This window comes from Rhodococcus sp. Z13, from assembly GCF_025837095.1.
Classification (GTDB): Bacteria; Actinomycetota; Actinomycetes; order Mycobacteriales; family Mycobacteriaceae; genus Rhodococcus; species Rhodococcus sacchari.
Map to the genome: position 1 here is coordinate 3712699 of NZ_CP107551.1, position 23223 is coordinate 3735921.

At 70.3% G+C, this 23223-nt stretch carries 22 protein-coding genes; 11 read left to right on the plus strand and 11 right to left on the minus strand.

What is annotated here, in order from left to right; translation table 11 throughout:
- Positions 1–30 precede the first annotated feature (30 nt).
- Positions 31–1008, plus strand: coding sequence for an alpha/beta fold hydrolase (locus OED52_RS17015; RefSeq protein WP_264152020.1), 978 nt, complete (start codon positions 31–33; stop codon positions 1006–1008).
- 4 nt (positions 1009–1012) lie between these two features.
- Here OED52_RS17015 and yczR read toward each other — a convergent pair whose 3' ends face one another.
- Positions 1013–2464, minus strand: coding sequence for a MocR-like transcription factor YczR (gene yczR / locus OED52_RS17020; protein ID WP_264152021.1), 1452 nt, complete (start codon positions 2462–2464; stop codon positions 1013–1015).
- Between the two features lie 48 nt (positions 2465–2512).
- A complete protein-coding gene (locus OED52_RS17025; protein WP_264152022.1) occupies positions 2513–3802 on the minus strand; it encodes an adenylosuccinate synthase in 1290 nt (429 codons plus the stop codon).
- Positions 3803–4056: 254 nt separating this feature from the next.
- On the opposite strand from OED52_RS17025, the gene OED52_RS17030 reads away from it, so the two are divergent.
- Positions 4057–4713 carry a hypothetical protein gene (locus OED52_RS17030; RefSeq protein ID WP_264154741.1) on the plus strand — a complete coding sequence of 219 codons (657 nt, stop codon included), beginning with the start codon at positions 4057–4059 and terminating at the stop codon, positions 4711–4713.
- A gap of 82 nt (positions 4714–4795) precedes the next feature.
- On the opposite strand, the gene OED52_RS17035 is transcribed toward OED52_RS17030, so the two are convergent.
- On the minus strand, positions 4796–5374 hold the full coding sequence (locus OED52_RS17035; RefSeq protein WP_264152023.1) for a TerD family protein: 579 nt from the start codon (positions 5372–5374) through the stop codon (positions 4796–4798).
- A 140-nt stretch (positions 5375–5514) separates the two neighbouring features.
- On the opposite strand from OED52_RS17035, the gene OED52_RS17040 reads away from it, so the two are divergent.
- The 8 genes from OED52_RS17040 to OED52_RS17075 all read left to right on the plus strand — a co-directional run bounded on the left by OED52_RS17040 (position 5515) and on the right by OED52_RS17075 (position 13193).
- The gene (locus tag OED52_RS17040; protein ID WP_264154742.1) at positions 5515–6585 is read left to right on the plus strand and encodes a glycosyltransferase family protein; all 1071 of its coding nucleotides are present in this window, start codon (positions 5515–5517) and stop codon (positions 6583–6585) included.
- The gene (locus tag OED52_RS17045) at positions 6582–7658 is read left to right on the plus strand and encodes a glycosyltransferase (RefSeq protein ID WP_264152024.1); all 1077 of its coding nucleotides are present in this window, start codon (positions 6582–6584) and stop codon (positions 7656–7658) included. Before OED52_RS17040 ends, OED52_RS17045 begins: the two co-directional genes overlap by 4 nt.
- Complete coding sequence (locus OED52_RS17050) at positions 7655–8653, plus strand: glycosyltransferase (protein WP_264152025.1); 999 nt, start codon at positions 7655–7657, stop codon at positions 8651–8653. Before OED52_RS17045 ends, OED52_RS17050 begins: the two co-directional genes overlap by 4 nt.
- Positions 8650–9477, plus strand: a complete 828-nt coding sequence (locus OED52_RS17055; RefSeq protein WP_264152026.1) for a glycosyltransferase family 2 protein — start codon at positions 8650–8652, stop codon at positions 9475–9477. The genes OED52_RS17050 and OED52_RS17055 overlap by 4 nt, the downstream gene beginning before the upstream one ends.
- Positions 9478–9486: 9 nt before the next feature.
- Positions 9487–10131, plus strand: a complete 645-nt coding sequence (locus tag OED52_RS17060; RefSeq protein ID WP_264152027.1) for a (2Fe-2S)-binding protein — start codon at positions 9487–9489, stop codon at positions 10129–10131.
- A gap of 68 nt (positions 10132–10199) precedes the next feature.
- The gene (locus OED52_RS17065) at positions 10200–10730 is read left to right on the plus strand and encodes a hypothetical protein (protein ID WP_264152028.1); all 531 of its coding nucleotides are present in this window, start codon (positions 10200–10202) and stop codon (positions 10728–10730) included.
- A gap of 261 nt (positions 10731–10991) precedes the next feature.
- The gene (locus tag OED52_RS17070; protein ID WP_264152029.1) at positions 10992–12440 is read left to right on the plus strand and encodes a PepSY-associated TM helix domain-containing protein; all 1449 of its coding nucleotides are present in this window, start codon (positions 10992–10994) and stop codon (positions 12438–12440) included.
- A gap of 33 nt (positions 12441–12473) precedes the next feature.
- Positions 12474–13193, plus strand: a complete 720-nt coding sequence (locus OED52_RS17075) for a polysaccharide deacetylase family protein (RefSeq protein ID WP_264152030.1) — start codon at positions 12474–12476, stop codon at positions 13191–13193.
- Positions 13194–13199: 6 nt separating this feature from the next.
- On the opposite strand, the gene OED52_RS17080 is transcribed toward OED52_RS17075, so the two are convergent.
- The 8 genes from OED52_RS17080 to OED52_RS17115 form a co-directional block, all read right to left on the minus strand.
- The gene (locus OED52_RS17080) at positions 13200–14078 is read right to left on the minus strand and encodes an SDR family oxidoreductase (RefSeq protein ID WP_264154743.1); all 879 of its coding nucleotides are present in this window, start codon (positions 14076–14078) and stop codon (positions 13200–13202) included.
- Positions 14079–14168: 90 nt separating this feature from the next.
- Positions 14169–15032: a transporter substrate-binding domain-containing protein gene (locus OED52_RS17085; protein ID WP_264152031.1), complete on the minus strand. Its 864-nt coding sequence runs from the start codon at positions 15030–15032 to the stop codon at positions 14169–14171.
- Positions 15033–15058: 26 nt separating this feature from the next.
- A complete protein-coding gene (locus OED52_RS17090) occupies positions 15059–15868 on the minus strand; it encodes an amino acid ABC transporter ATP-binding protein (RefSeq protein WP_264152032.1) in 810 nt (269 codons plus the stop codon).
- Positions 15868–16785 (minus strand): amino acid ABC transporter permease, encoded by a 918-nt coding sequence (locus OED52_RS17095; protein ID WP_264152033.1) that lies wholly within the window; start codon positions 16783–16785, stop codon positions 15868–15870. Before OED52_RS17095 ends, OED52_RS17090 begins: the two co-directional genes overlap by 1 nt.
- A gap of 1 nt (position 16786) precedes the next feature.
- Positions 16787–17671: a transporter substrate-binding domain-containing protein gene (locus OED52_RS17100; protein WP_264152034.1), complete on the minus strand. Its 885-nt coding sequence runs from the start codon at positions 17669–17671 to the stop codon at positions 16787–16789.
- A 38-nt stretch (positions 17672–17709) separates the two neighbouring features.
- A complete protein-coding gene (locus OED52_RS17105; protein ID WP_264152035.1) occupies positions 17710–18894 on the minus strand; it encodes an FAD-dependent oxidoreductase in 1185 nt (394 codons plus the stop codon).
- Positions 18891–20381 (minus strand): NAD(P)-binding domain-containing protein, encoded by a 1491-nt coding sequence (locus tag OED52_RS17110; protein ID WP_264152036.1) that lies wholly within the window; start codon positions 20379–20381, stop codon positions 18891–18893. The genes OED52_RS17105 and OED52_RS17110 overlap by 4 nt, the downstream gene beginning before the upstream one ends.
- Positions 20382–20388: 7 nt before the next feature.
- Complete coding sequence (locus tag OED52_RS17115) at positions 20389–21138, minus strand: SDR family NAD(P)-dependent oxidoreductase (protein ID WP_264152037.1); 750 nt, start codon at positions 21136–21138, stop codon at positions 20389–20391.
- Between the two features lie 192 nt (positions 21139–21330).
- Here OED52_RS17115 and OED52_RS17120 point away from each other — a divergent pair, with 192 nt between their 5' ends.
- Entirely contained in the window at positions 21331–23220 is a 1890-nt protein-coding gene (locus OED52_RS17120) for an FAD/NAD(P)-binding protein (RefSeq protein ID WP_264152038.1), read from the plus strand.
- Positions 23221–23223: the final 3 nt, after the last annotated feature.

The window sequence follows — 23223 nt, forward strand, 5'->3', positions numbered from 1 at the left end:
GGGGGTGACGGCTGTGTTAATCAGTACTCCATGAGCGTTGGCGTAGGAGCTTCGATCCACCGGTCGACCGCGGAAGCGGCGTACACCCGGGCCGTGGCCCGCGGGCCGCGACCGGAGATCATCGAGGTCCGGAGCAAGGACGGGACCCGGATCCACACCGAGGCCTACGGGCCCGTCGACGCCCCCGTGATCGTGCTGTCGCACGGCATCCTGTGCAGGCTGGCGTTCTGGCGGAACCAGATCTTCGACCTCGCCGGCGACCACCGGGTCATCGCCTTCGACCACCGCGGGCACGGCCGCAGCCAGGCCGCCCCGGCCCGCGCCTACACCTTCGACCATCTCGCCGACGACCTGCACGCGGTGCTGTGCACGGCGGTGCCGGACGGCCGGCCCGCCGTGGTCGCCGGTCACTCCATGGGCGGCATCGCGGTGATGTCCTGGGCCGAGCGGTACCCGCAGGACATCGACTCCCGCATCGCCGCGGTGGCGCTGGTCAACACCACTCCCGGTGAGATCCTCGACCACCTGCGCTTCCTGCGCGGCCCGGAGCGTCTGATCCCGTTGCGGCGGCGCACCGCGCAGACCGTCGCTCCCCTGGCCCGGATGCCGCTGCCGAAGCACCTGCCGCTGCGCCGTCAGCTGCTGACCCGCGTCGCGGTCGGCCCCGGCGCCGATCCCGCGGTGACCGCCGAGGTGGACCGGATGCTCGCGGGCACCTCCACGCGCGGCCGCGGCGGTTACGGGAACCTGCTGGTCAACATGGTCCACACCGTCGACCCCTCGAAGATCACCGCGCCGACGATGGTCATCGCGGGCCGCTACGACCGGATCTCCCCGCCGAGCCGGTCGGAGTGGATCGCCGAGCGGTTGCCGAACCTGCTCGAACTGCGCACCTTCGACAGCGGGCACTGCGGACCGCTCGAACGTCCCGCCGAGGTCTCGGCCTCGCTGCGGGAGCTCGCCGATACCTACTGCGGCACAACCACACCGAAGGCCGCCGGGCAGTAGCCGCTCAGACGACGAGCCCCGCCGTGTCGGCCCCGCGCCCCGACGCCACCTGCGCGTAGGCACCGGCCATCGCGGCGACGGCGTCGTCGAACCTGTCGACGTCCTGGGTATAGGGCAGGCGCACGAACCGTTCGAAGGCGCCCTGCACACCGAACCGCGGTCCCGCGGCGAGCAGCACCCCGTGCGAGGGCGCCGCCGCGGCGAGCGCGGTGGACACCGCCTCGGGCATACGCGCCCACAACGACATGCCGCCCTGCCCGCGGGTGTACTCCCAGTCGGGCAGCCGCGCGTCGAGGGCGTCGCACAGGGCCCGACGCCGGATGCGCAGCTGTTCGCGGCGGTCCTCGAGCAGATCCTCGACGTCGGAGAGCAGGTGCGCGACGGCGAGCTGCTCCATCACCGGGGTACCGAGGTCGACGGCGGTGCGGGCCCCGGCGAGCCGGACGATCATGTCGCGGTCGGCGCGGATCCAGCCCACCCGCAGCCCACCCCACAGCGACTTGCCGGTCGATCCGACAGTGACCACCGACCCGCCCCCGGCGGTGGCCGCGACCGGCGGTGGGGGCGGCGCGTCGAGCCACAGGTCCACCATCGTCTCGTCGACGACGAGGGTCGTGCGGGTCTCGCGCATGATGCGGTTCAGTTCCCGCCGGCCGTCCTCGTCCAGGCACAGGCCGGTGGGGTTGTGGAAGTCGGGGACGAGGAAGGCGGTGCGCGCGGCGGTCTGCCGCACGGCGCTCTCGAGGCCGTCGAGATCCCATCCGCCGTGCGGGCCGCTCTCCGGACGCACCGGCACCGGCACCGGCCGCACACCGTGCCGGCGGATCGCCTCGAGGGCGTTGGGATAGGTGGGGTGGTCGACGACGACACGGTCACCGGGATCGGTGAGCACCCCGAGCAGCAACCGCATCGCGTGCTGCGCGCCGGAGGTGACCATGATCTGGTCGGGTGTGGTGGGCAGGCCGCGCTCGCGGTAGCGGCGGGCGATCACCTCGCGCAGAACCCCGATGCCGATCGGTTCCATGCCGTGCGAGACGAGATAACCCGACATCGACCCCAGCGCCGCCGCGTAGGCCGCCTCGATCTCGGCGGCCGGCGCGGGCAGCGAGGCGTTGCTCAGGTCGATCACGGCCCCGGCGGGGGTGCGCGGACGCACCGGGTCGGAGCCGGTGCGGGCGGGCACCGCGACGGTGCTGCGGGCCCCTTGCCGGCTGCGCAGATAGCCGTCCTCACGCAGGGCCGCGTAGGCGGCGCTGACCGTGGTGCGGCTCAGCGACAGGGCCGCCGCGAGTTCCCGCTCGCTCGGCAGGGCCACGCCGAGCGGCACCCGACCGTCGTGTACGAGCAGCCGGATGGAATCGGCGAGGGCCCGGTAGGCCGGCCGGCTGTCGCCGGTGTCCTGCCAGTTGCCGAGATCGCGGACGAGCGACCCGGCCCCGATCGCACGTGTGATCACCGGTCCAGTATCACGTACCTCGGACGGGGCCCGGCCGGGACGGTCGCGTCAGCGGATGACGTCGCGGCGGACGATCGTCTCGTCGCGGCCCGGGCCGACACCGATGCACGAGATGTACGCGCCGGAGAGCTCCTCGAGGCGCAGCACGTAGTCCTGCGCGTTCTTCGGCAGCTCCTCGAAGGTGCGGGCGTGGGAGATGTCCTCCCACCAGCCGGGCATCTCCTCGTAGATCGGCTTGGCGTGATGGACCTCGGTCTGCGTCATCGGCATCTCGTCGTAGCGGACACCGTCGATCTCGTAGCCCACGCAGATCGGCACCGTGTCGAGGCCCGAGAGGACGTCGAGCTTGGTGAGGAAGTAGTCGGTGATGCCGTTGACGCGGGTCGCGTAACGGGCGATGACCGCGTCGAACCAGCCGGTGCGGCGGGCACGGCCGGTGGTCACACCGACCTCACCGCCCTGCTTGGCCAGGTAGGCGCCGTGGTCGTCGAACAGCTCGGTCGGGAACGGGCCGGAGCCGACGCGGGTGGTGTAGGCCTTGAGGATGCCCAGCACCGTGGTGATCTTGGCGGGGCCGATGCCCGAACCGACGGCCGCGCCACCCGCGGTGGGGTTGGACGAGGTCACGTACGGGTAGGTGCCGTGGTCGACGTCGAGCAGCGTGCCCTGCGAACCCTCGAGCAGGATCGTGTCGCCGCGCTCGAGCGCCTTGTTCAGCTCGAGGCGGGTGTCGGTGATGCGGTGCTTGAAGCTCTCGGCCTGGGTGAGCACCTCGTCGACGACCTGTTGCGGGTCGAGCGCCTTGCGGTTGTAGATCTTGACGAGCACCTGGTTCTTGAACTCCAGTGCCGCCTCGACCTTCTGGGTGAGGATCTTCTCGTCGAGCACGTCGGCGACGCGCACGCCGACGCGGGCGATCTTGTCCTGGTAGCAGGGACCGATGCCGCGTCCGGTGGTGCCGATCTTCTTCTTGCCGAGGAAGCGTTCGGTGACCTTGTCGATGGCCACGTGGTACGGCATGATCAGGTGCGCATCGGCCGAGAGCAGCAGGCGGGACGTGTCGACGTCACGCTTCTCGAGACCTTCGAGCTCGGTGAGCAGCACACCCGGATCCACGACGACGCCATTGCCGATGACGTTGTTGACGCCGGGCGTGAGGATGCCCGAAGGGATCAGGTGCAGGGCGAACTTGTCGCCGTTGGGCAGCACCACGGTGTGCCCCGCGTTGTTGCCACCCTGGTAGCGCACGACCCACTGGAGACGTCCGCCGAGTAGATCGGTAGCTTTGCCCTTGCCCTCGTCGCCCCACTGGGCTCCGATCAGGACGATTGCCGGCATGTCGCGCTCTCCTCAGGCAGGTGTCTACGTGCGGGCGGTCTCGCCTGCAGGGTCCTGCCCAGCCGGGCAGCAGCCGGGACCACAGTGTAGTCCACCATCCCGCAGCTGCGAGCGACGGCATGGCGGAAACGGCCGGGAAGCGGGACTCGCGAAGCGGGTCGCCGAGCGCCCGGGCCGAGGCCTTCCCATTAGAGTGGACCCAGCCGAGAGCCCGACGAACCCGACCCCCTCGAGGAGAACCGTTGACCCCGGTAGTGCTCAGATGCGGTGATGTGCCATTGCCGTTGGCGTTGACGCCCGTGACCGCGCTCTCGGCACCCGCGCTCCCCGAGAAGGACGATTTCGAGGACGTCTTCGCGCACCTCGAGTCGGTGGAGGACCCCCGGCTGATCGTCGTCGGCGACGACGCCGCCTTCGCCGCGACCGTCACCCGGCTCATGCGCACCGAGCGGCTCGACCTCGAGGTCGCGTACGTGCCGGAGAAGCGCACCCCCGCCACCGAGGCGTACGGGCTGCGGACCGGTTCGAAGGCCGCCACCGTCGCCCTCCAGGGGGTCGCGAAGCCGCTGCCGCTCATCCGCGACGACGCAGGGATCGCGCTGGTCGGCCGGGCCCTGGTGTGCGGGGCGGGCGACGACACCGCCCTCGTCGGTGAGGCCTACGTCGACGACACCCGGTTGTTCTCCGGTACGGTGCCCGGCGTCCGCGTCGAGCCCACCCCGGCGATGCCGGGCCTGCGGGCCGCGGTGGACCGGCCCCGCTGGTTCGGGGGCTACAAGTGGTTGAGCGGCCGGGCGATCCAGCTGGGCTCTCCTGCGGCGGTGGTCACCCGCGACGGGGTGACGAACCCGCGGGCCCTCAAGCGCTCGGCCTTCTACCGGCACGACAAGAAGTGGAAGCTCGTCCGCTGAGGGGCTCTCAACCCGTACATGACGTTCACAACCCCGGTGGTCGACCACCGGGGTTGTGAACGTTTCGGAAGGGTTGTGAGCCTCAGCCGACGTTGACGCCGTAGTCCCGCGCGATCCCGGCCAGGCCCGACGCGTAGCCCTGCCCGATGGCCCGGAACTTCCACTCGCCGTTGTAGCGGTACAGCTCGCCGAAGACCATCGCGGTCTCGGTGGAGGCGTCCTCGGTGAGGTCGTAACGGGCCAGCTCGCGGTCGTTCGAGCGGTCGACGACACGGATGAAGGCATTGCGGACCTGCCCGAACGACTGTCCGCGGGCGTCGGCGTCATGGATCGACACCGGGAAGACGATCGACTTGACCTCCGCCGGCACCGCCGTGAGATCGACGTTGATGGTCTCGTCGTCGCCGTCGCCCTCACCGGTGAGGTTGTCGCCGGTGTGCTCGACGGAGCCGTCCGGCGAACGCAGGTTGTTGTAGAAGACGAAGTGCTGATCGGACAGGACCTTGCCGTTCTCGCCGGTCATCAACGCGCTGGCGTCGAGGTCGAAGTCCACGCCGGTCGTCGCGCGCACGTCCCAGCCGAGGCCCACGCTCACCGCCGTCAGGTTCGGGGCCTCCTTCGACAGCGAGACGTTGCCGCCCTTGGCCAAGCTGACACCCATGCCGATCCTTTCGCTCGATGGTCGTTGTCCCCCGCCACCCTAGTGAAGATCGGACGGGTCGGGCAGCGACGTGTGAGCCCCGCGGTCGCCGGGTATGCGCCCGACTACGTCCGGTGACTTGGGGGAAGAGGGTTCTCGTGGTGATTCGTGTCGCGTCCGTGCCTGCGTCGCACGTCTACGTCCGGCATCTCGCACACCCGGAGGGCGACGACGTGATCCGTCTGAGCGACCCGGTACCGGCGGACGGCCGCAAGGTACCCGGCGGCTGGTGGCCACCGCTCATGCTCGAACCCGGCTGGGTGAGCGACCACCACACCGAACTCGACGTCTTCCACATCCATTTCGGATTCGACGCCGTCGGCGCCGAGAAGCTGCAGGACGTCGTCGCCGAACTCGCCGAGCACGGTAAGCCACTCGTGTACACGGTGCACGACCTGCGCAACCCCCACCACGTGGAGCCCGGCGAGCACGACAAGCAACTCGACGTGCTGATCCCCGCCGCGGACGAGCTGATCACACTCACGCCCGGCGCGGCCGCGGAGATCCGCCGGCGCTGGGGCCGGGAGGCGACGGTGCTGCCGCACCCGCACGTCGTCGAACAGCACTGGATCGAGCGGCCGCGGGAGGACGACGGCCCGTTCGTCGTGGGCGTGCACGCCAAGAGTCTGCGGGCCAACATGGACCTGTTCCCGGTGCTCCACACCCTCGCCGACACCGTGCGGTCCCTGCCCGGCGCGGTGCTGCAGATCGACGTGCACGACGAGATCTTCGACCGCGGCAACACGTACTGGTACAACCCGGAGGCCGGGGAACGCATCCTGCGGTACGGCGAGCTGCCGTCGGTCGAGGTGCGGGTGCATCCCTACTTCGCCGACGACGAGCTGTGGCAGTACCTGTCGAGCCTGTCGGTGTCGGTGCTCCCCTACCGGTTCGGCACCCATTCCGGTTGGCTCGAGGCGTGTTTCGATCTGGGTACCGCCGTGGTGGTACCGAGTTGCGGTTTCTACGGGGAGCAGCGGCCATGCGGCGTCTACACCTACGACGAGACGACATTCGACTCCGATTCCCTCGCACAGGAGATCCGGGAGTTGTACTACAGCAGTAGCTTTCCGCGTGCCGACTGGTCCGATCGCACGGAGGAACAGCGGTCGCTCGCCCACGCACACCGCGAGATCTACCTACGGGCCGTCGCCGCCAGGAGCGCGCGGTGACGCCCCTGCGCATCGCTCTCATCGCCTCCAACCGGTATCCGATCCGTCAGCCGTTCGCCGGTGGGCTCGAAGCGCACGTGTGGCATCTCGCGCACGCGCTCGGCGAGGCGGGACACGACGTGACGTTGTTCGCAGCGCCCGGTTCGGATCCCGACCTGCCGGCCTCCTTCCTGGAGGTGCCGTCGTTCGAGGTCAGCGATCTCGCACAGCGTGACGTGTCGATGCCTTCCGCCGGGTTCCTCGGCGACCACCACGCCTACCTGTCGCTGATGCTCGATCTCGCAGGGCCGTCCGCCGACCGGTTCGACGTGGTGCACAACCACAGCCTGCACTATCTGCCCGTCGCGATGGCGCGGATGCTGCGCACGCCGTTGCTGTGCACGCTGCACACCCCGCCGACCCCCTGGCTCGAGTCGGCGATGACGACCCCCGGTGGGTGTCCGAGCACCTTCGTGGCGGTGAGCCGCCACACCGCGCAGGCGTGGGAGCACGCGACGCCCGGCCCGGTCTCGGTGGTGCCCAACGGCGTCGACCTCGAGGCGTGGCCGGTCGGGCCGGGTGGCGACGACCTGATCTGGTTCGGCCGGCTGGTCCCGGAGAAGGGTACGCACCTGGCGATCCGCGCCGCGCGCCGGGCCGGGCGCCGGTTGCGGATCGCCGGGCCGATCAGCGACCGCGTGTACTTCACCGAGCACGTCGAACCGTTCCTCGGCCCCGACGTCACCTATCTCGGTCACCTGCCTCAGGCCGATCTCGCTGCAGCCGTGGGCCGTTCCGCGGCGTCGCTCGTCACCCCGCAGTGGGACGAGCCGTACGGGCTCGTCGTGGCGGAGTCGCTGGCGTGCGGCACCCCGGTCGTCGCGTTCGCCCGCGGGGGAATTCCCGAGGTCGTCGACGACACGAGCGGGTGTCTCGTCGCCCCGGACGACGTCGACGCTCTCGCCGCGGCTGTCCCGCACGCCACCGCCCTGTCGCGGGCCGATGCCCGTGCGCGTGCGGAGCACCGGTGTTCGGAGCGCACGATGGTCGACGCCTACGTCCGTCTGTACCGGCAGTTGGCGGAGGCCACGTGATCGGCTATTACATTCACCATCACGGTCACGGGCATCGCACCCGCGCGGCGAGCATCTGTGCGCACCTCGACTCCCCCGTCACCGCCCTGTCGTCCGCTCCTCTGGGCGAGTCCGCGGGTGTCTTCGACGACGTGGTGGAGTTGCCCCGCGACGACCGGGCCGTCGAGTCCGCCCAGGACCCGACCGCCCACGATGTGCTGCACTGGGTTCCGGTGCACGACGACGGTCTGCGCGAGCGCATGCACGTGCTGGGTTCGTGGATCGCCGCGACACGACCGCGTCTGCTGGTGGTGGACGTGTCCGTGGAGGTCACGCTGCTCGCCCGGTTGTACGGCATCCCGGTGGTGGTGCTCGCGATGCCGGGTGCGCGCACCGACACCCCGCACACGCTCGCGTATTCGGTGGCCGATCATCTGATCGCCCCGTGGTCGCGGGAGGTCTACGACCCGGTGTGCCTGCACCGCTACGCCGATCGCACCTCCTGGGTCGGGGGCATCAGCCGGTTCGACGGCCGGCCCGCACCCGATCGCACCCCGCGCGACCGGCCGCGGGTGCTGGTCGCCAGTGGCAGCGGCGGGTCGTCGTTCACCGTCCGCGACCTGCAGGAGCTCGGTGAGCGGTTCCCGCAGTACGAGTGGCGGGGACTCGGTGTGGCGGGTGGGCCGTGGACCGCCGACCCGTGGCCGGCGCTCGTCGACGCCGACGTGGTGATCGGCCATGCGGGGCAGAACACCGTCGCCGACATCGCCGCCGCCGCACGTCCGGCCGTGGTGATCGCCGAAGAGCGTCCGTTCGACGAACAGCACGCCACCGCAACGGCTCTCGACGGCGCCGGGCTGGTGGTCGGTCTCACCGGGTGGCCGGATCCGGCGGGGTGGCCCGAGCTGATCGAGCGGGCACGTGCACTCGATCCGGTGGAGTGGAAGCGCTGGCAGGTCGACGGTGCCGCGGCCCGCGCCGCTGCTGTCCTGGACGGGCTCGCGGGGACACCGTGACCGTCGCGGTGATCACCGTTGTGGCCGGTCGCAGCACGCACCTGCGGCGTCAGCTCGACGGTCTCGCCCGCAGCACCCGTGTTCCCGACGAGCACATCGTCGTGGCGATGGGGGATCCGGACGTCGCCGAGACGGTCGCGGCCACCGGGTCGTCGGCGCGGGTGGTGCCCATGGAGGTCGGTTCGGGACGGCTGCCGGTCGGGGAAGCCCGCAATCTGGGCGCTCGTACGGCCGCCTCGGATCTGCTCGTGTTCCTCGACGTCGACTGCATTCCGGCGCCCGATCTGCTCGAGCGGTACGTCGGGGCGGCCGACCGGTGTCCGGCTGCCCTGCTCAACGGCCCCGTCACCTACCTGCGCGAACCCGGGCCGGAGGGCTACGACCTCGCCCGGTTGCGCGAGATGATCGATCCGCATCCGGCACGGCCGTTCCCGCCCGACGGGGAGATCACGGTGAACGACGCACACGAGTTGTTCTGGTCGCTGTCGTTCGCTGCCCGTACGATCGTATGGGACCGAATCGGCGGGTTCCACACGGGCTACCAGGGCTACGGCGGCGAGGACACCGACTTCGGGCAGAAGGCCGCGCAGACCGGGGTGCCGATGGCCTGGGTGGGTGGCGCGCACGCCTTCCACCAGCACCATCCGGTGTCGAACCCGCCCGTCGAGCACCTCGACGACATCCTCACCAATGCAGTGCTGTTCCAGCGCCGGTGGGGCTGGTGGCCGATGCGGGGCTGGCTCGACGAGTTCGAGCGTATGGGGTTGGTCGAATACGATGCCGCAGAAGGGCGGTGGAGCCGGGTGGCCACGCCTCGACCGTGAAGGAGGGCCGTGCCCGAGGCCGACGAGACACTCGACCGCATTGCGGCGCGGAGCGCGTTCTTCCGGGTGGGCACCGGCGCCGTCGACGACACCTGGCGACCGACCTCCGCGCTGCGCGATCCCGCCGTGCGCGACGCGCTGGTGGCCGCCACCGCCGAGCGGATGGGCGTCACCGAAGCGCGGGTGGCAGCGTCGACCTGGTTCTTCGGGTACGTGGCCCGGTTGTGGTCGGTGACGGTGGGTTCCCTCGCCGACGCCGGTCGCTGTGTCCGCCTGGACCCGGATGAGTTGCTGTGGCGCGACGACTCCGGAGTGCGGTTGCATCTCGCGGACCCGGAGTTCGGGGACACCGCGACCGAACTGCTCGACTTTCAGATCGAACCGCTCGTCGAGGCGTGGAGCGAGGTGGTCGCCGCCGGACCATTGTGGGGCAACACCGCGTCGGCGTTGATCGGGGCCGGCCGGATGATCGGCCCCGAGGCGGAACCTCACGTCGCCGCACTGCTGTCCGATCCGAGGCTCGCCGACGCCGTCGATCCGCGGACCGGACGCCGCCGGAGCTGCTGCCTGTTCTACCGGACACCGGCCGGTGGGGTGTGCGGCGACTGCGTCTTCCCCACCCCACCCGAAGTCCGTCCGACGGAACTCGCGTAACAGAAGTTACGGGGCCGTCGGCCCGAGCGGGTGCGAGTCGCGCGGGGCGGCAACGGTATTCTCACCGGGTGGACTCACGGACGACGATACTCGCGCAGGTGCGTGGCGCCGCCGTGGGTTCGTTGTCCGGAGCGGTCGGCATCGCCGCCCACGGGATGGCCGGTGGCGGTATGCCGCCGAGCCAGTCCGCCGTGGTGCTGCTGCTGGCCGTGTGCGCCGGCGTCGGCGCCGTGGTGTCCTCCTTCACCGTGCGCGACCGGAACTGGCCGTTCCTGCTCGCCGCGCTGGCGTCGGGTCAACTGGCCGGGCACATCACACTGTCGCTCGTCGGCGGCGCCTCGCACGACGTGACGCTCTCCCCCGCGATGCTCGGCGCCCACCTCGCCGCGATCGTCGCGTCGGCGGGGGTGGTGCGCGGCGTCGAACGCGCCTGCCTGCACGTGCTCGCGGCGTTCACCCGCATCGTTCTCTTCGTCTTCTCCGCTCCCGCGGTGGAGGTCGCCGGCTGGTCGCCGACACCGATCCATCGCGCGACGCTGCAGCCGTGGCTGCTGGCCGTCGCCACCGCCGGGACACGCGCCCCACCCGTCACCGCCTGATCGCGCACCCCACCGGCCCCCTTGCCTCGTACCGGCGCAATTCCGGGGCCCGAATCACCGTGCGGTGAGCGCGATCTCCTTCGGTCACGTCTCGACCCCCGGTGGGCCGAGACATGACGTCCTCGGCGCGGCGCCGATCGCGGCTGCCCGCCCTTCGCACGACGGCACCGTTCGCCGTGACCCCGGCTCCCAGTGTCCGACGCCCGTCGGCTCGCCGGTGCGCGGATCGGTTGTCGTCCCACGACGAATCGAGACACAGTCATGTCCGTACCCGAACTCGCCCGCGACGCATCCGACGCGGCCGCAACCCCGACCGGGAGTTCCTCCCCCCGGCGCGACCTGCGTGCGCTGATCATGCGGCTGCACTTCTACGCCGGAATCCTGGTGGCGCCCTTCCTGTTGATCGCGACGATCAGCGGCGGTCTCTACGCGATCGCACCCACCCTCGAGCAGGTGATCTACCGCGACTACCTGCACGCCGACCCCTCGGGTCCGCCTCTCCCCCTGTCGCTCCAGATCCGGGCGGCGCAACTGGCCCGGCCGGATCTGACCGTCTCGGCGGTGCGACCGGCCGCCGAACTCGGCGAGACCACCCGCGTGCTGTTCACCGATCCCTCGCTGGGTGAATCCGAACGCACCGCGGTGTTCGTCGACCCCACCACCGCGGCTCCCGTCGGGGAGACCACCGTCTACGGCAGCGCCGGCGCACTGCCGGTGCGTACCTGGATCTCCCAGCTGCACCGGCACCTGCATCTCGGTGAACCCGGCCGCATCTACAGCGAACTCGCCGCGTCCTGGCTGTGGGTGATCGCCCTCGGTGGCGTGTACCTGTGGGTGCGGCGGCACCGTACCCAGCGCACCCGGAACCGGGAAACCCCGCGACTGTTCACGGTGGACCGCACGGCGCGGGGCCGTGCCCGCACCCTGAGCCGGCACGGCGCCGTCGGCATGTGGCTCCTCGTCGGGCTGATCTTCCTCTCCGCCACGGGGCTCAGCTGGTCGAAGTACACCGGCGCGAACATCGGAGAGCTACGGGCCGCGCTGAACTGGGCCACTCCCGTCACCGATTCCGCCCTCGACTCGTCCGCGACGTCGGCCGCAGGTGGGCACGAGGGGCACGGCGGTCACACCGGCACCACCGGTGACGTGCAGGTACTCGACCGCACCATCGACGCCCTGGACGCCGCCCTCGCGGTCGCCGCGGAGAACGAGGTCCGCGGCCGGGTCGAGATGAGCATCCCGTCGACGGACCACACGGCGATCACGATCACCGAGACACGACAGCCGTGGGCGTTCGTCACCGATGCGGTCGCGGTGGATCCGGCCTCGAAGGCGGTGACCGACGTGAACCGTTTCGCCGACTGGCCGTTGGCCGCCAAACTCACCGCCTGGGGCATCTCCCTGCACATGGGCATCCTGTTCGGTCTGCCCAGCCAGCTCGTGTTGCTCGCTCTCGCACTCGCGTCGGGCGTGGTGATCGTGGGCGGTTACCGGATGTGGTGGCAGCGGCGCCCGACCCGCGGGGGTTCCCGGGTGGGTCGTCCTCCGGTACGCGGCGCGTGGCGGCAGGCCCCGCCGGCGGCAGTGTTTGCGATTGCGGCCGTGGCGGCGGTCGTCGGCTGGTTCGTTCCGTTGCTGGGGCTGAGCCTGCTCGCCTTCCTCGTCCTCGACGTCGCGGTCGGTCTCCTACGGGGCCGGACGGTGCGGTGACCGGCGGCCTCCGGGATGAGGCACCATGGCCGAATGGCTTCCCGTCGAAGAATCCTCGTGCCCGTCGCCGTCGTGCTGGTGGTGCTGACCGTCGCCGCTCTCGGGGGCTACCGGCTCATGAGCTCCCGAACCTTCCAGTTGTTCGGGGGGCTGGTCGATCGCGTGGACACGACCGAGAAGGTGGTCGCACTGACCCTCGACGACGGACCCAGCGGCCTCACCCCGGAGGTACTGCAGACCCTCGAGGACGCCGACGTCCCGGTCACCTTCTACGTCACCGGCAGGGAGCTCGAGGAGCGGCCGGAGCTCGGCCGGGCCATGGTCGAGGCCGGGCACGAGCTCAGCAACCACACCGCGTCGCACCGGCGGATGATCTTCGTCGGTGGCGGTACGGTGGCCGAGGAGATCGAACACACGGACGCCGCGATCCGGGCGGCCGGTTTCGACGGCGAGATCACTTTCCGTCCGCCTTACGGCAAGAAACTCGTCGCCCTGCCCCGATATCTCGCCGACCACGACCGGACCACGGTGATGTGGGACGTCGAACCGGATTCGGAGGCCGTCGACACCGACACGATCGTGCGGACCGCGCTCGAGCAGACACGGCCGGGGTCGATCGTCCTGCTACACGTCATGTACCCCTCGCGGGCGACGTCGCTGGCCGCGATCCCCGGGATCGTCGACGGTCTGCGCGCCGAGGGCTACCGCTTCGTGACGGTGTCGGAACTGCTCGGCATGCGGGACGCGGACTGAGCCCGGTCAGGTGAACGGCACCCCACCGGTGACGGCGATGGTCTCGCCGGTGATGTAGCTCGATTCCTGTGAAGCGAGGAAGACGTAGGCCGGGGCGAGTTCGGAGGGCTGCCCCGGCCTGCCGAGCGGGGTGTCCCTGCCGAACTGCGCGTAGGCGTCCTTCGGCATGGTCGCGGGGATGAGGGGGGTCCAGATCGGTCCGGGTGCAACCGCATTGACGCGGATGCCCTTGCTCGCGACGTCCGCGGCGAGTCCCTTGGTGAAGTCGACGATCCCGGCCTTGGTGGTCGCGTAGTCGAGCAGGCCGGGTGACGGGCTCACCGCCTGGATCGAGGTGGTGTTCACGATCGTCGAACCCGGCCGCATCTCGGCGACGGCGAACTTCGAGAGCCAGAACAGGGCATAGAGATTCGTCTTCATCACGCGGTCGAACTGCTCGGTGGTGATGTCGGCGATCCCACCGGGTTCGAGATGCTGGTAGGCGGCGTTGTTGACGAGGATGTCGATGCCGCCGAATTCGGAGACGGTGGTGGCGACGAGGTGCCGGCAGAACTCCTCCTCGCGGATGTCGCCGGGCACCAGCACCACCCGGCTGCCCGCGGCCTCGACGAGGGTGGCGGTGCGGCGGGCGTCCTCGTCCTCGGCGTCGAGGTAGGTGAGCACGACGTCCGCGCCCTCACGGGCGAAGGCGACGGCCACGGCCCGGCCGATGCCGGAGTCCCCGCCGGTGATCAGAGCGCGACGTCCCTCGAGGCGTCCGCTGCCGCGGTAGCTGTCCTCCCCGTGGTCGGGTGCGGACAGCAGTGCGTCGGTCGCCCCGGGATAGGGGATCTCGGGCTGCCGGTCGAGCGGGGGAACGGGATGCTGCTCCCCCGGGTGTTGCATGCGGTACTGGTCCTTCTCCGGCACGGTGGGCCTCCCTCGATCGGGTTCACAGGAGGCGGTACCCGATCGAGGGAGGACTCACACGGACCGTCAGATCTCCGGATCGACCTCGGCGCGCTCGATCGCGGAGTCGGACACGTTCCACTTCTCGAGGATCTCCGCGTAGGTGCCGTCGGCGATGAGCTCGTTGACGGCGTCGGCGATCTGCGGCGCGATGTCGGAGCCCTCCGGGAAGACCATGCCGTTGTAGACGGGGTTCAGCAGCGCGGAGACGCGCATCCACTCGCCGGGGCGGATCGACTCGGTGTAGCCGAAGGTCTGCGACCCGACGGTGGCGACGTCGGCGCGACCGCTCTTGACGGCCAGCTCCGAGCTCGGCTGGTCGGGGAAGGTCGACAGTGTGATCGGATCCTTGCCGTCGGCGACGCACTTCTGCGAGACCTCCTCGAGGGTGACCTGGGTGGTCTGTCCCTGGACGAGCGCGACGGTCAGGCCGCAGATGCCGGTGAGGTCGTCGCCGGCCTGGATCGCCGATCCGGCAGGGGCCTCGAGGTAGTAGCCGCTCTTCATCCAGGAGACCTGGTCGACGATCTGCATGCGCTCGGCCGTCACGTCGGCGCTCCACAGACCGAAGTCGTAGCGGCCGGACTGCACGCCGGGGATCATGTCGGCGAAAGCGGGCTTCTCGAAGGTGAAGTCGATGTTCAGCCGCTCGGAGAGTTCCGCGGCGACGTCGATCGCGACACCCTGCAGTTCCTCTCCCTCGAGGAAACCGATGGGGGGCCAGGCACTCTGGACGGCGACGGTGTACTCGGTGGCAACCGACTCCGCGGTGGCGTCGTCTGCGTCGGAGTCGCTCGACGAGCAGGCCGTCAGGCCGACCGTCGCAGCGAGGGCCAGGCCGGCCAGGGAGGCCGAGCGCACGCCGAAGGAGCGGAAGATGGTGCGGGACACGATGTTCTCCAGGGGTGTGGGGTGGATCAGAGGACGCGGCGCAGGAAGTTGCGGGTGCGTTCCTCGCGCGGATTCGTGAAGATGCGGTCGGGGGTGTCCTGTTCGACGATGCGGCCGTCGGACATGAACACCACGCGGTCGGCGACCTCGCGGGCGAACGCCATTTCGTGGGTGACGACGATCATCGTCATGCCGGACTCGGCGAGGTCGCGCAGCACCTCGAGGACCTCCCCGACGAGTTCGGGGTCGAGGGCGCTGGTCGGTTCGTCGCACAGCAGCACGTCCGGTTCCATCGCCAGGGCCCGGGCGATGGCGATGCGCTGCTGCTGACCGCCGGAGAGCTGCCGGGGGTAGGCGTTCTCCCGGTCGGCGAGCCCGACCCGCGCGATGAGGCGGCGGGCGTTCTCGACCGCCTCGGCCTTGCTCTGCCCGCGCACGGCCTGCGGTGCCTCGATGACGTTCTCGAGCACCGTCAGGTGTGGGAACAGGTTGAACTGCTGGAAGATCATGCCGATGCGGGCCTGCTGCGCGCGGTACCGCCGGGGCCGCAGGGCGTGCAGTTTCCCGTCGCGCAGTTCCTGCCCCATGAGCATGTCGCCGACCCGGACGACCCCGGAGTCCGGTTTCTCGAGCAGGTTGATGCAGCGCAGCAACGTGCTCTTGCCGGAGCCGGACGGGCCGATCAGGCACACCAGTTCGCCCTTGGCGATGTCCAGGTCGATGCCGTCGAGGACGTACGGTCCGTCACCGAATCGCTTGCGCAGATTGCGGATCGAGACGCCGCGGGTGTCTGTTCCGGCGTCGAGCGTGTCGGCGCCGATCTGGGTCTCCGTCATCAGATGTCCGCTTCCGTGCCGAGGGAGGTGCTGGTGGCCGTGCGGGTGGTGCCTCGCGCGAAACGCTTCTCGACGAACTGCTGGCCGACGGACAGCAGGCTGGTGAGGATGAGGTACCAGATGGTCACGACCATGAGCAGCGGGATGACCAGGAAGTTCTGGTTGTAGATCAGTTGCGCCGCGTACAGCAGGTCGGTGACGGCGATGACGCTGACCATCGACGTCGCTTTGAGCGTGGAGATGAGCAGGCTGCCCGCCGGGGGCAGGATCACCCGCATGGCCTGCGGCAGCACGATGCGGCGCAGGATGCGGCCGTGCGGCATGCCGAGCGCTTCGGCCGCCTCGGTCTGCCCGGCGTCCACCGAGAGCAGGCCGCTGCGGATGATCTCGGCGGCGTAGGCCGACTCGTGCAGGGTCAGCCCGATGATCGCGACCATGGACGAGGCGATCAGGTCGGAGGTCTCGATGGAGAACCACTCCGGCCCGAACGGGATGCCCAGCGAGATCTTCGGGTACAGGTAGCCGATGTTGAACCAGAACAGCAGCTGCACGAGCAGCGGGATGGACCGGAACAACCACACGTAGGCCCACGAGACGGCCTGCAGGACGGCGTTGTGCGACATGCGCATCACCGCGAGGATCGTGCCGACGACGAACGCCAGGACGGTCGAGACGGCGGTGAGCCACAGCGTCAGCCACAGGCCGTGCAGGATCCGTCCGCTGAAGAAGTACTCGGCGACGACGTCCCACTGGAACGCCTCGTTGCGGGCGACCGAGACGATCGCGCCGAGCACGACCAGGCCCACGAGGACGCCGGAGACGATCCGCCAGGGATGGCGAACCGGCACCGTGCCCTGGGTGCGTTCGATCTCGACGGCGCGAGCGAACTCGCTCTCGTGCAGGAGTTTCGAGCTCATCTCACTCGACCGGCGGGTTCAGGGTGACGGAGTCGAGGAGCATCGAGTCGGCACCGTAGCTCTCGACGATCTCGGCGTAGGTGCCGTTGTCGACGAGTTCCTGCATGGCCGCGGCGAACGCCTCGCCGAGACCGTTGCCCTTCGCGGTGGCGATACCGGTGAACTTCTGGTTGAAGATCGGGCCGGTGAGCTGCAGTTCGGTGTCGTTGTCCGAGATGTAGACGCCCGAGACGCTGTTGACGGTGGCGAGGTCGGCGCGGTTCGACTTGACCGCGAGGATCGCCGACGCCTGGTCGGGGAAGGTCGTGACGGTGATCGCGGGCTTCCCGGCGCTCTCGCAGTCGGTCGATTCGACTTCGAGGAGCGGCACGGTGGTCTGCCCGGCGATCGCGGCGATCGTCTTTCCGCACAGCTGGTCCATGCTGTCGCCGACCGGCTCGTCCGAAGCGGAGCCGAGGAACCGGTAGCCGACCTTGCCGATCGGGATCTGGTCGATGATCTGCTTGCGCTCCTCGGTGACGTCCGTGGCCCACAGGCTCAGGTCGTACTTGCCCGACTGCAGGCCCGGGATGGAGGCGTCGAAGGAGTTGGCCTCGACGGAGATCTCGAGTCCGAGCAGTTCGGCGGCGGCGGTGGCGAGGTCGAGGGTGATGCCGGTGATGTTGCCGTCGGCGTCACGGCTGTACATCGGCGGGTTCGAGTCGCCGTCGACGGCGTCGAGGGTCGCGCCGCGGAACTCCTCCGGGACGAGCGCGGCGAGTTCGTCGTTCGCGGCGACCGGCGCGACGGTGGTGTCCTCGTCGGAGTCCGAGGAGGAGCACGCGGCCAGGCTCAGTACGGTGAGAGCGGCGAGGGCACCGGCGGCGAAGGGGCGGAAGCGGGTCATAGGGAGGGGTTCCTTGTTTGTCGGTCGGGCCGAACCGGTCAGGCCGGCTCGGAGTTCAGGACGAGGTCGCGGATGGAGACCTGGGCGCGGTAGTCGCGGTGCAGGTCCACCTCGGAGGGAAGCAGTGCGCTCGAACCGGTTTCGAGTACGTCCACCGCGGCGCGGCCGAAGGCCGGGGCGAGTTTGAATCCGTGCCCGGAGAATCCGGCCAGCACCACGATGCGGGCGCTCGGGTCGACGGGGCCGACGGCAGCGTGCCCGTCGGGGGAGAAGGACTCGGGGAAGATGCCGGCCTCGACCGGTCCCGGTTCCACACCGGGGAGCAGCTTCTCGACGAGTTCGATGGAGACGCGCTGCCATTCGTGCCGCACGTGCCGATCCAGCTCGGCGACGTCGTCGATCCCGCGGGCGTAGTCGAAGTGCGGTGCCAGCTTGATGCGGCTGCCGTCCAGAGCCGACATGAGCCCGTAGGAGAGGTCGGGACCGCTGCGGCGCAGCGTGATCGGGAACCGCTCGGGGCGCAGCAGCTGGCGGTTGTTCACCAGGTGCCAGGTGTGGAAGATGGCGCGGGTCTCCAGCGGCAGGTCCGGGAGCAGGTTCTGCGCCCAGGGGCCACCGGCGATCACGACGTGGTCGAAGGTCTCGCTGCCGTTCTCGGAGACGATGCGGGCGCCGGTCGCGGTGTCCTCGACCGCGAGGACGGTCTCGTTCAGGCGCAGCGTCGCACCGAGACGGCGGGCCTCGGCGGTCGCGGCGGCCACCGCGACGTTCGAGCGCAGCACACCGGCTTCGGGGTCGAACAGGGCGAGTTCGCCGGGGAGCAGCCGGTGCTGCGGGTAGCGGGCGGCGAGGGCCTCGGCGTCGAGGATCTCGTAGGGCAGGCCGCGGTCCTGGGCGTCGGCGAGTCCGCCGGACAGGACGGGATGGTTCGCGGGGCCGATGGACAGGCCACCCGTGCGGAACAGGATGTCCTCGCCCGTGGCGTACTCGAGTTCGCGCCACATGCGCCACGCCTCGTCGACGAGGGGCCCGTAGGTGGCGCCCTCGGCGTAGACGCGGCGGAACATCCGGGTGCCGCCGGCCGCGGCGCCCTCGTTGTGGCCGGGCCAGAACGACTCGAACACCGTGACGTCGAAGCCGCGGGCGGCGGCCTGCCAGGCCGTCATCGATCCGATCGTGCCGAGACCGACGATGCCCACGCGGGGACGTGCCGTGGTGGTCATGAGATGTCCTTTCGGGATGTGTCCGAGCCGGCCGCGGCGTCCGCGGTGAGCGCACCGGGGGTGAGCGTGTCGGCGGAGTCGTAGGCGGCGAACCCGGCGAGGAGGTCCTCGGCGTCGGCGGCGACGAGGTCGGCGCAGATCGCGTCGACGACGGTGGACACCGCCCACGGCAGGCCGTTGAGGCCGATGCACGAGATGCCGTAGCTGACGTGCGCCGCGAGGTTGAACAGGTGCAGGTCGGCCACTGCGGCGGGGGACTCCGGGGTCCGCGGCAGGCAGCGCATCCCGGTGCCGAGATAGGGATGCGCGGCGATGACGCGGTCGGTGGGGTGGTCGCCGAGTTCGTACACGTCGCCCCAGGTGCGGATCTCGCCGGCGATCTCCGACAGCCAGTCGATCCGGGACAGGTCGACGACGAACCCGGTTCCGGCGATGACGAAGTCGAACTCGTAGGTGTCGTCGCCTGCCTGCAGGACGATCGCGTTCCCCGAGCGGGTCGCGCCGGTGAACGAGACACCCAGTGCGAGCGTGTAGTTCTCGTGCACCCGGCACCGGTCGAGCGAGTGGGCGGTGGGCGGGACCGCGCGGGAGAACTCGAGGCGCGCGAAACCGAGCTTGCTCTCGTCGCTCATCGAGTGGTAGGCGCGGAACAGGCCCTTCTTCTCCAGATAGCGGAATGGGTTCTGCGTGGGCAGGCTGTCGCGCCGCCCGAACTGCACGACCGACGCCGACCCGGATTCCAGTGCGACAGCGGCATTGTCGAAGGCGGACGCACCGACACCGATCACGGCGACCCGGGCGCCGCGCAGCGCTTCCCAGTCGATCGTCTCGGAGCTGTGGGCCCAGCCTCCGGGACCGAGATCCGCGAGATAGGGCGGGATCGACGGTCCGCCTGCACCGTCCATGCCGGTGCAAGCGACGACCTTCCGAGTGGCGACGCTGCTGCGTTCCCCCGCGGTGTCGAGCACGACCCGCCAGTGCCCGTCCTCGGGACGAACGGTGACGACGGTGGTCTCGTTCCGGACGGGGATGCCGGTGGTCTCCCGCAGCCACGTCAGGTACGCCATCCAGTCCTCACGCGGGATGAGGTCGATGGTGTCGAAGGCACCGGCGCCGCGGACCGCGTCGAACCAGTACCGGAAACTCGCCGAACGGATTCCGCCCTCGGTGCCGTGCAGGTGCTTGACGGTCCGGAGCGTGCGCATCCGCGCCCAGGTCACCCAGGGCCCTTCGCGGCCGGCCGGCGCGGCGTCGACGACGAGCAGGTTGTCGACACCTTCGCGGCGCAGGCGCAGGGCGGTGGAGATCCCGGCCTGTCCGGCACCGATGACGAGGACGTCGAGGACCCGTTCGCCGTTGGCGTCGGTGCGCGGGACGGTCCACGAACCGGACGGATAGTCGAAGGCCTCGAGTTCGGCACGGACGGCGGCCGTGAGGTCGGCGAGGGTGCCGGCGGGGGCCACCGGCACCGGATAGGTCGTGCTCACCGGCGCGTCAGACGGTGTAGCCGCCGTCGACGCACAGATTGGCGCCGGTGACGTAGCTGGAGTCGGGGGACGCGACATAGGCGACGAGACCGGCGATCTCGGTGGGATCGGCGAAGCGTGCGATCGCATTGAGGTTCATCATCGCGACGGCGGCGGGGCTGTCTGCGGGCGGCGTGAACTGGGTGCGGGTCGGGCCGGGGCTGACCATGTTCACGGTGATGCCGCGGGGCGCGAGGTCGCGGGCCATGCCCTTGGTCATGCCGATCAGCGCGGCCTTGCTGGCGGCGTAGATCGAGGAGGTCTGGCGCGGCACGCGGGTGGCGACGGTGCTGCCGATGGAGATGATGCGTCCGCCCTCGGGCAGGACCTCTGCGGCGTCGCGGGCGAGGCGGTAGGGAGCGGAGACGTTGACCTGCAGCGTCTTCGCGACGTCCTCGTCGGTGACCTGGTCGACGGTCTTGTAGATGCCGATGCCGGCGTTGTTGACCAGGATGTCGAGCGAGCCGAGGGCCTCGACGGCACGGCCGATGAGGGTGCCGATCCGAGCGTCGTCGAGAGCGTCGAATTCGAGCACGACCGCCTTGCCTCCGTTCGCGACGATCTCGTCGCGCACGGCCGTGGCCTTGGCCTCGGACTCGGCGTGGGCGTAGGTCAGGGCGACGGTGGCGCCGTCGGAGGCGAGGCGCTTGGCGATCGCCGCGCCGATGCCCTGGGAGCCTCCGGTGACGAGGGCGTTCTTGCCGGTCAGTGCAGTCATGTTCGGGTACTTCTCCGTTCTCGCCGACGCCCACAACGCGTCGGTCGCTCGACATTAGAACCCGGAACGAACTGTCCAGAACATTCACATTTCGGCTGATTTCAACCATTGCAAAACAACGATACTTGTGATCTTGGACGGGGTTCTCGGGCGAATTGCGGAAAGCCGTGCGGGAGCGCATATCCTGCACCCATGCCCGCTACTGTTGCCGTCGTCGGCGCGAGCGTGCGCGGAACCATCGCCCTCGACCGGATCCGTGCCCGTGCGTCGAAATTTCTGGGAGACAAGAACATCGACGTCGTCGTCGTCGATCCCCACACGCCCGGCGCGGGGCGGATCTGGCGGGAGGACCAGCCCGCCTCGCTCGTGATGAACACCCTCGCCGCGACCACCACGGTCTTCACCGACGCCGCCTCGCGCGTCCACGATCCGGCCGATCCGGCCGGCCCGACCGTCTACCAGTGGTGCAGATCACTACGCGGCGAGCAGGATTCCGCGTGGGCGACCCTCGATGATCTTGCTCACCTGCGAAACGAACGTGAGATCCGCGTCACCGTCCGGGAGGAGGCCGAGCGCCTCCGCCCGTGGGACTACCCCAGCCGCGCGCTGTTCGGCGCGTACCTGTCGTGGGCGTGGGACCACATCCTCCGGCACATGCCGCCCACGGTGACCGTGCGCCATCTCCCGGCGGAGGTCGTGGACATCACGACCGGTGAGGGGCCGGTCGAACTGGCCCTGTCCGACGGCGGCCGTCTCGAGGCCGATGCCGTCGTGCTCGCCGTGGGCTGGGGCACCGAGACCGACCGAGACCTGCCCTCGCAGCGGCCGCTGACGATCGCCGGTGACAGCCCCATCGACCAGGGCATCGACCGCATCGAACCCGGCGAGACCGTGCTGGTGCGCGGCCTCGGCATGAACTTCTTCGACCTCGTCTCCCTCGTCACCGAGGGGCGCGGGGGCCGGTTCACCGAGAACGCGGACGGAACCCTCCGGTACGAACCCTCGGGAGCCGAGCCGCGGATCGTCGCCGGCTCGCGGCGGGGACTGCCCTTCCGCGCGCAGCTGCAGCTGTCCGCTCCCCCGACGCCCGCCGACCTGCGGGCGACCCGCGCCGCGATCGCCGCCGCCCCGGAACACGAGGTGGTCTTCGCCCGCGACATCCGGCCCGCCCTCGACCTCGATGCGCGTCGTGCCTTCTACACCGCGCTGGCTGCCGACCGCCTCGATCTCGCGTCCGGTCTGCAGCCGCTGCTCGACGTCCTCGAACCGTCGGACACGGCACCGGCGGACGAGGACATCCGGCGGGCCGACGAGCTCGCCGCCCGCTGCGTCGGCGATCCGTCGCTGCGGTTCGCACCCGAGTCCCTGCTGAACCCGCTGCCGCCCGTCTCGACATGGAGCGAGTACGAGGGGTGGGCGTACGACTATCTCTCCGACGACGCGGCGCGCGCCGCCCGGGGCACGACCGATCCGCTGAAGGCGGGCATGGCTGCCTACACGTCGGCGCGACCGCTGCTCGGCGAGGTCGCGGCCTTCGGGCGCCTGACCCCGGAGTCGTATCTGACCGAGTTCCGTCCGTTCCTGCGGTTCGTGGGCATCGCCGGTGGTGTTCCCCCGCTGTTCCGCGTGCGTCAGCTGCTGGCGCTGCTCGACGCCGGGATCGTCCGGCTGCTCGGACCGGACTTCACCGTCGAGCGGTCCGGCGACGAGTTCGTCGCCCGCGCGCCCTCCCTGACCGACGGCGAGACCACCGGCACGGTGCTCGTCGACGCCTACATGCCTGCCCCCGGCATCGCCCCGGGCGGCCTGCTCGGCACGCTCGCCGACTCCGGTCTCGCCCGCCGCTACACCGTCGGGGACACGACGACCTCGTCGCTGGACGTCGATGCCGCAGCGAACGGGCTGGTGTGCCGCAACGGCACCGCCAGCGATGCAGTGTTCTCCCTCGGCATCCCCTCCGAGGACGTGCGGGTGTTCACCATCATCGCGCCCATCCCGAACACCGATTCGGCGGTGCTGCGGGAGGCCGACGCCGCGGTGGCGGCGGCGCTGACGCGGGCGGCCGATCGCGTCGCCGTGTGACGG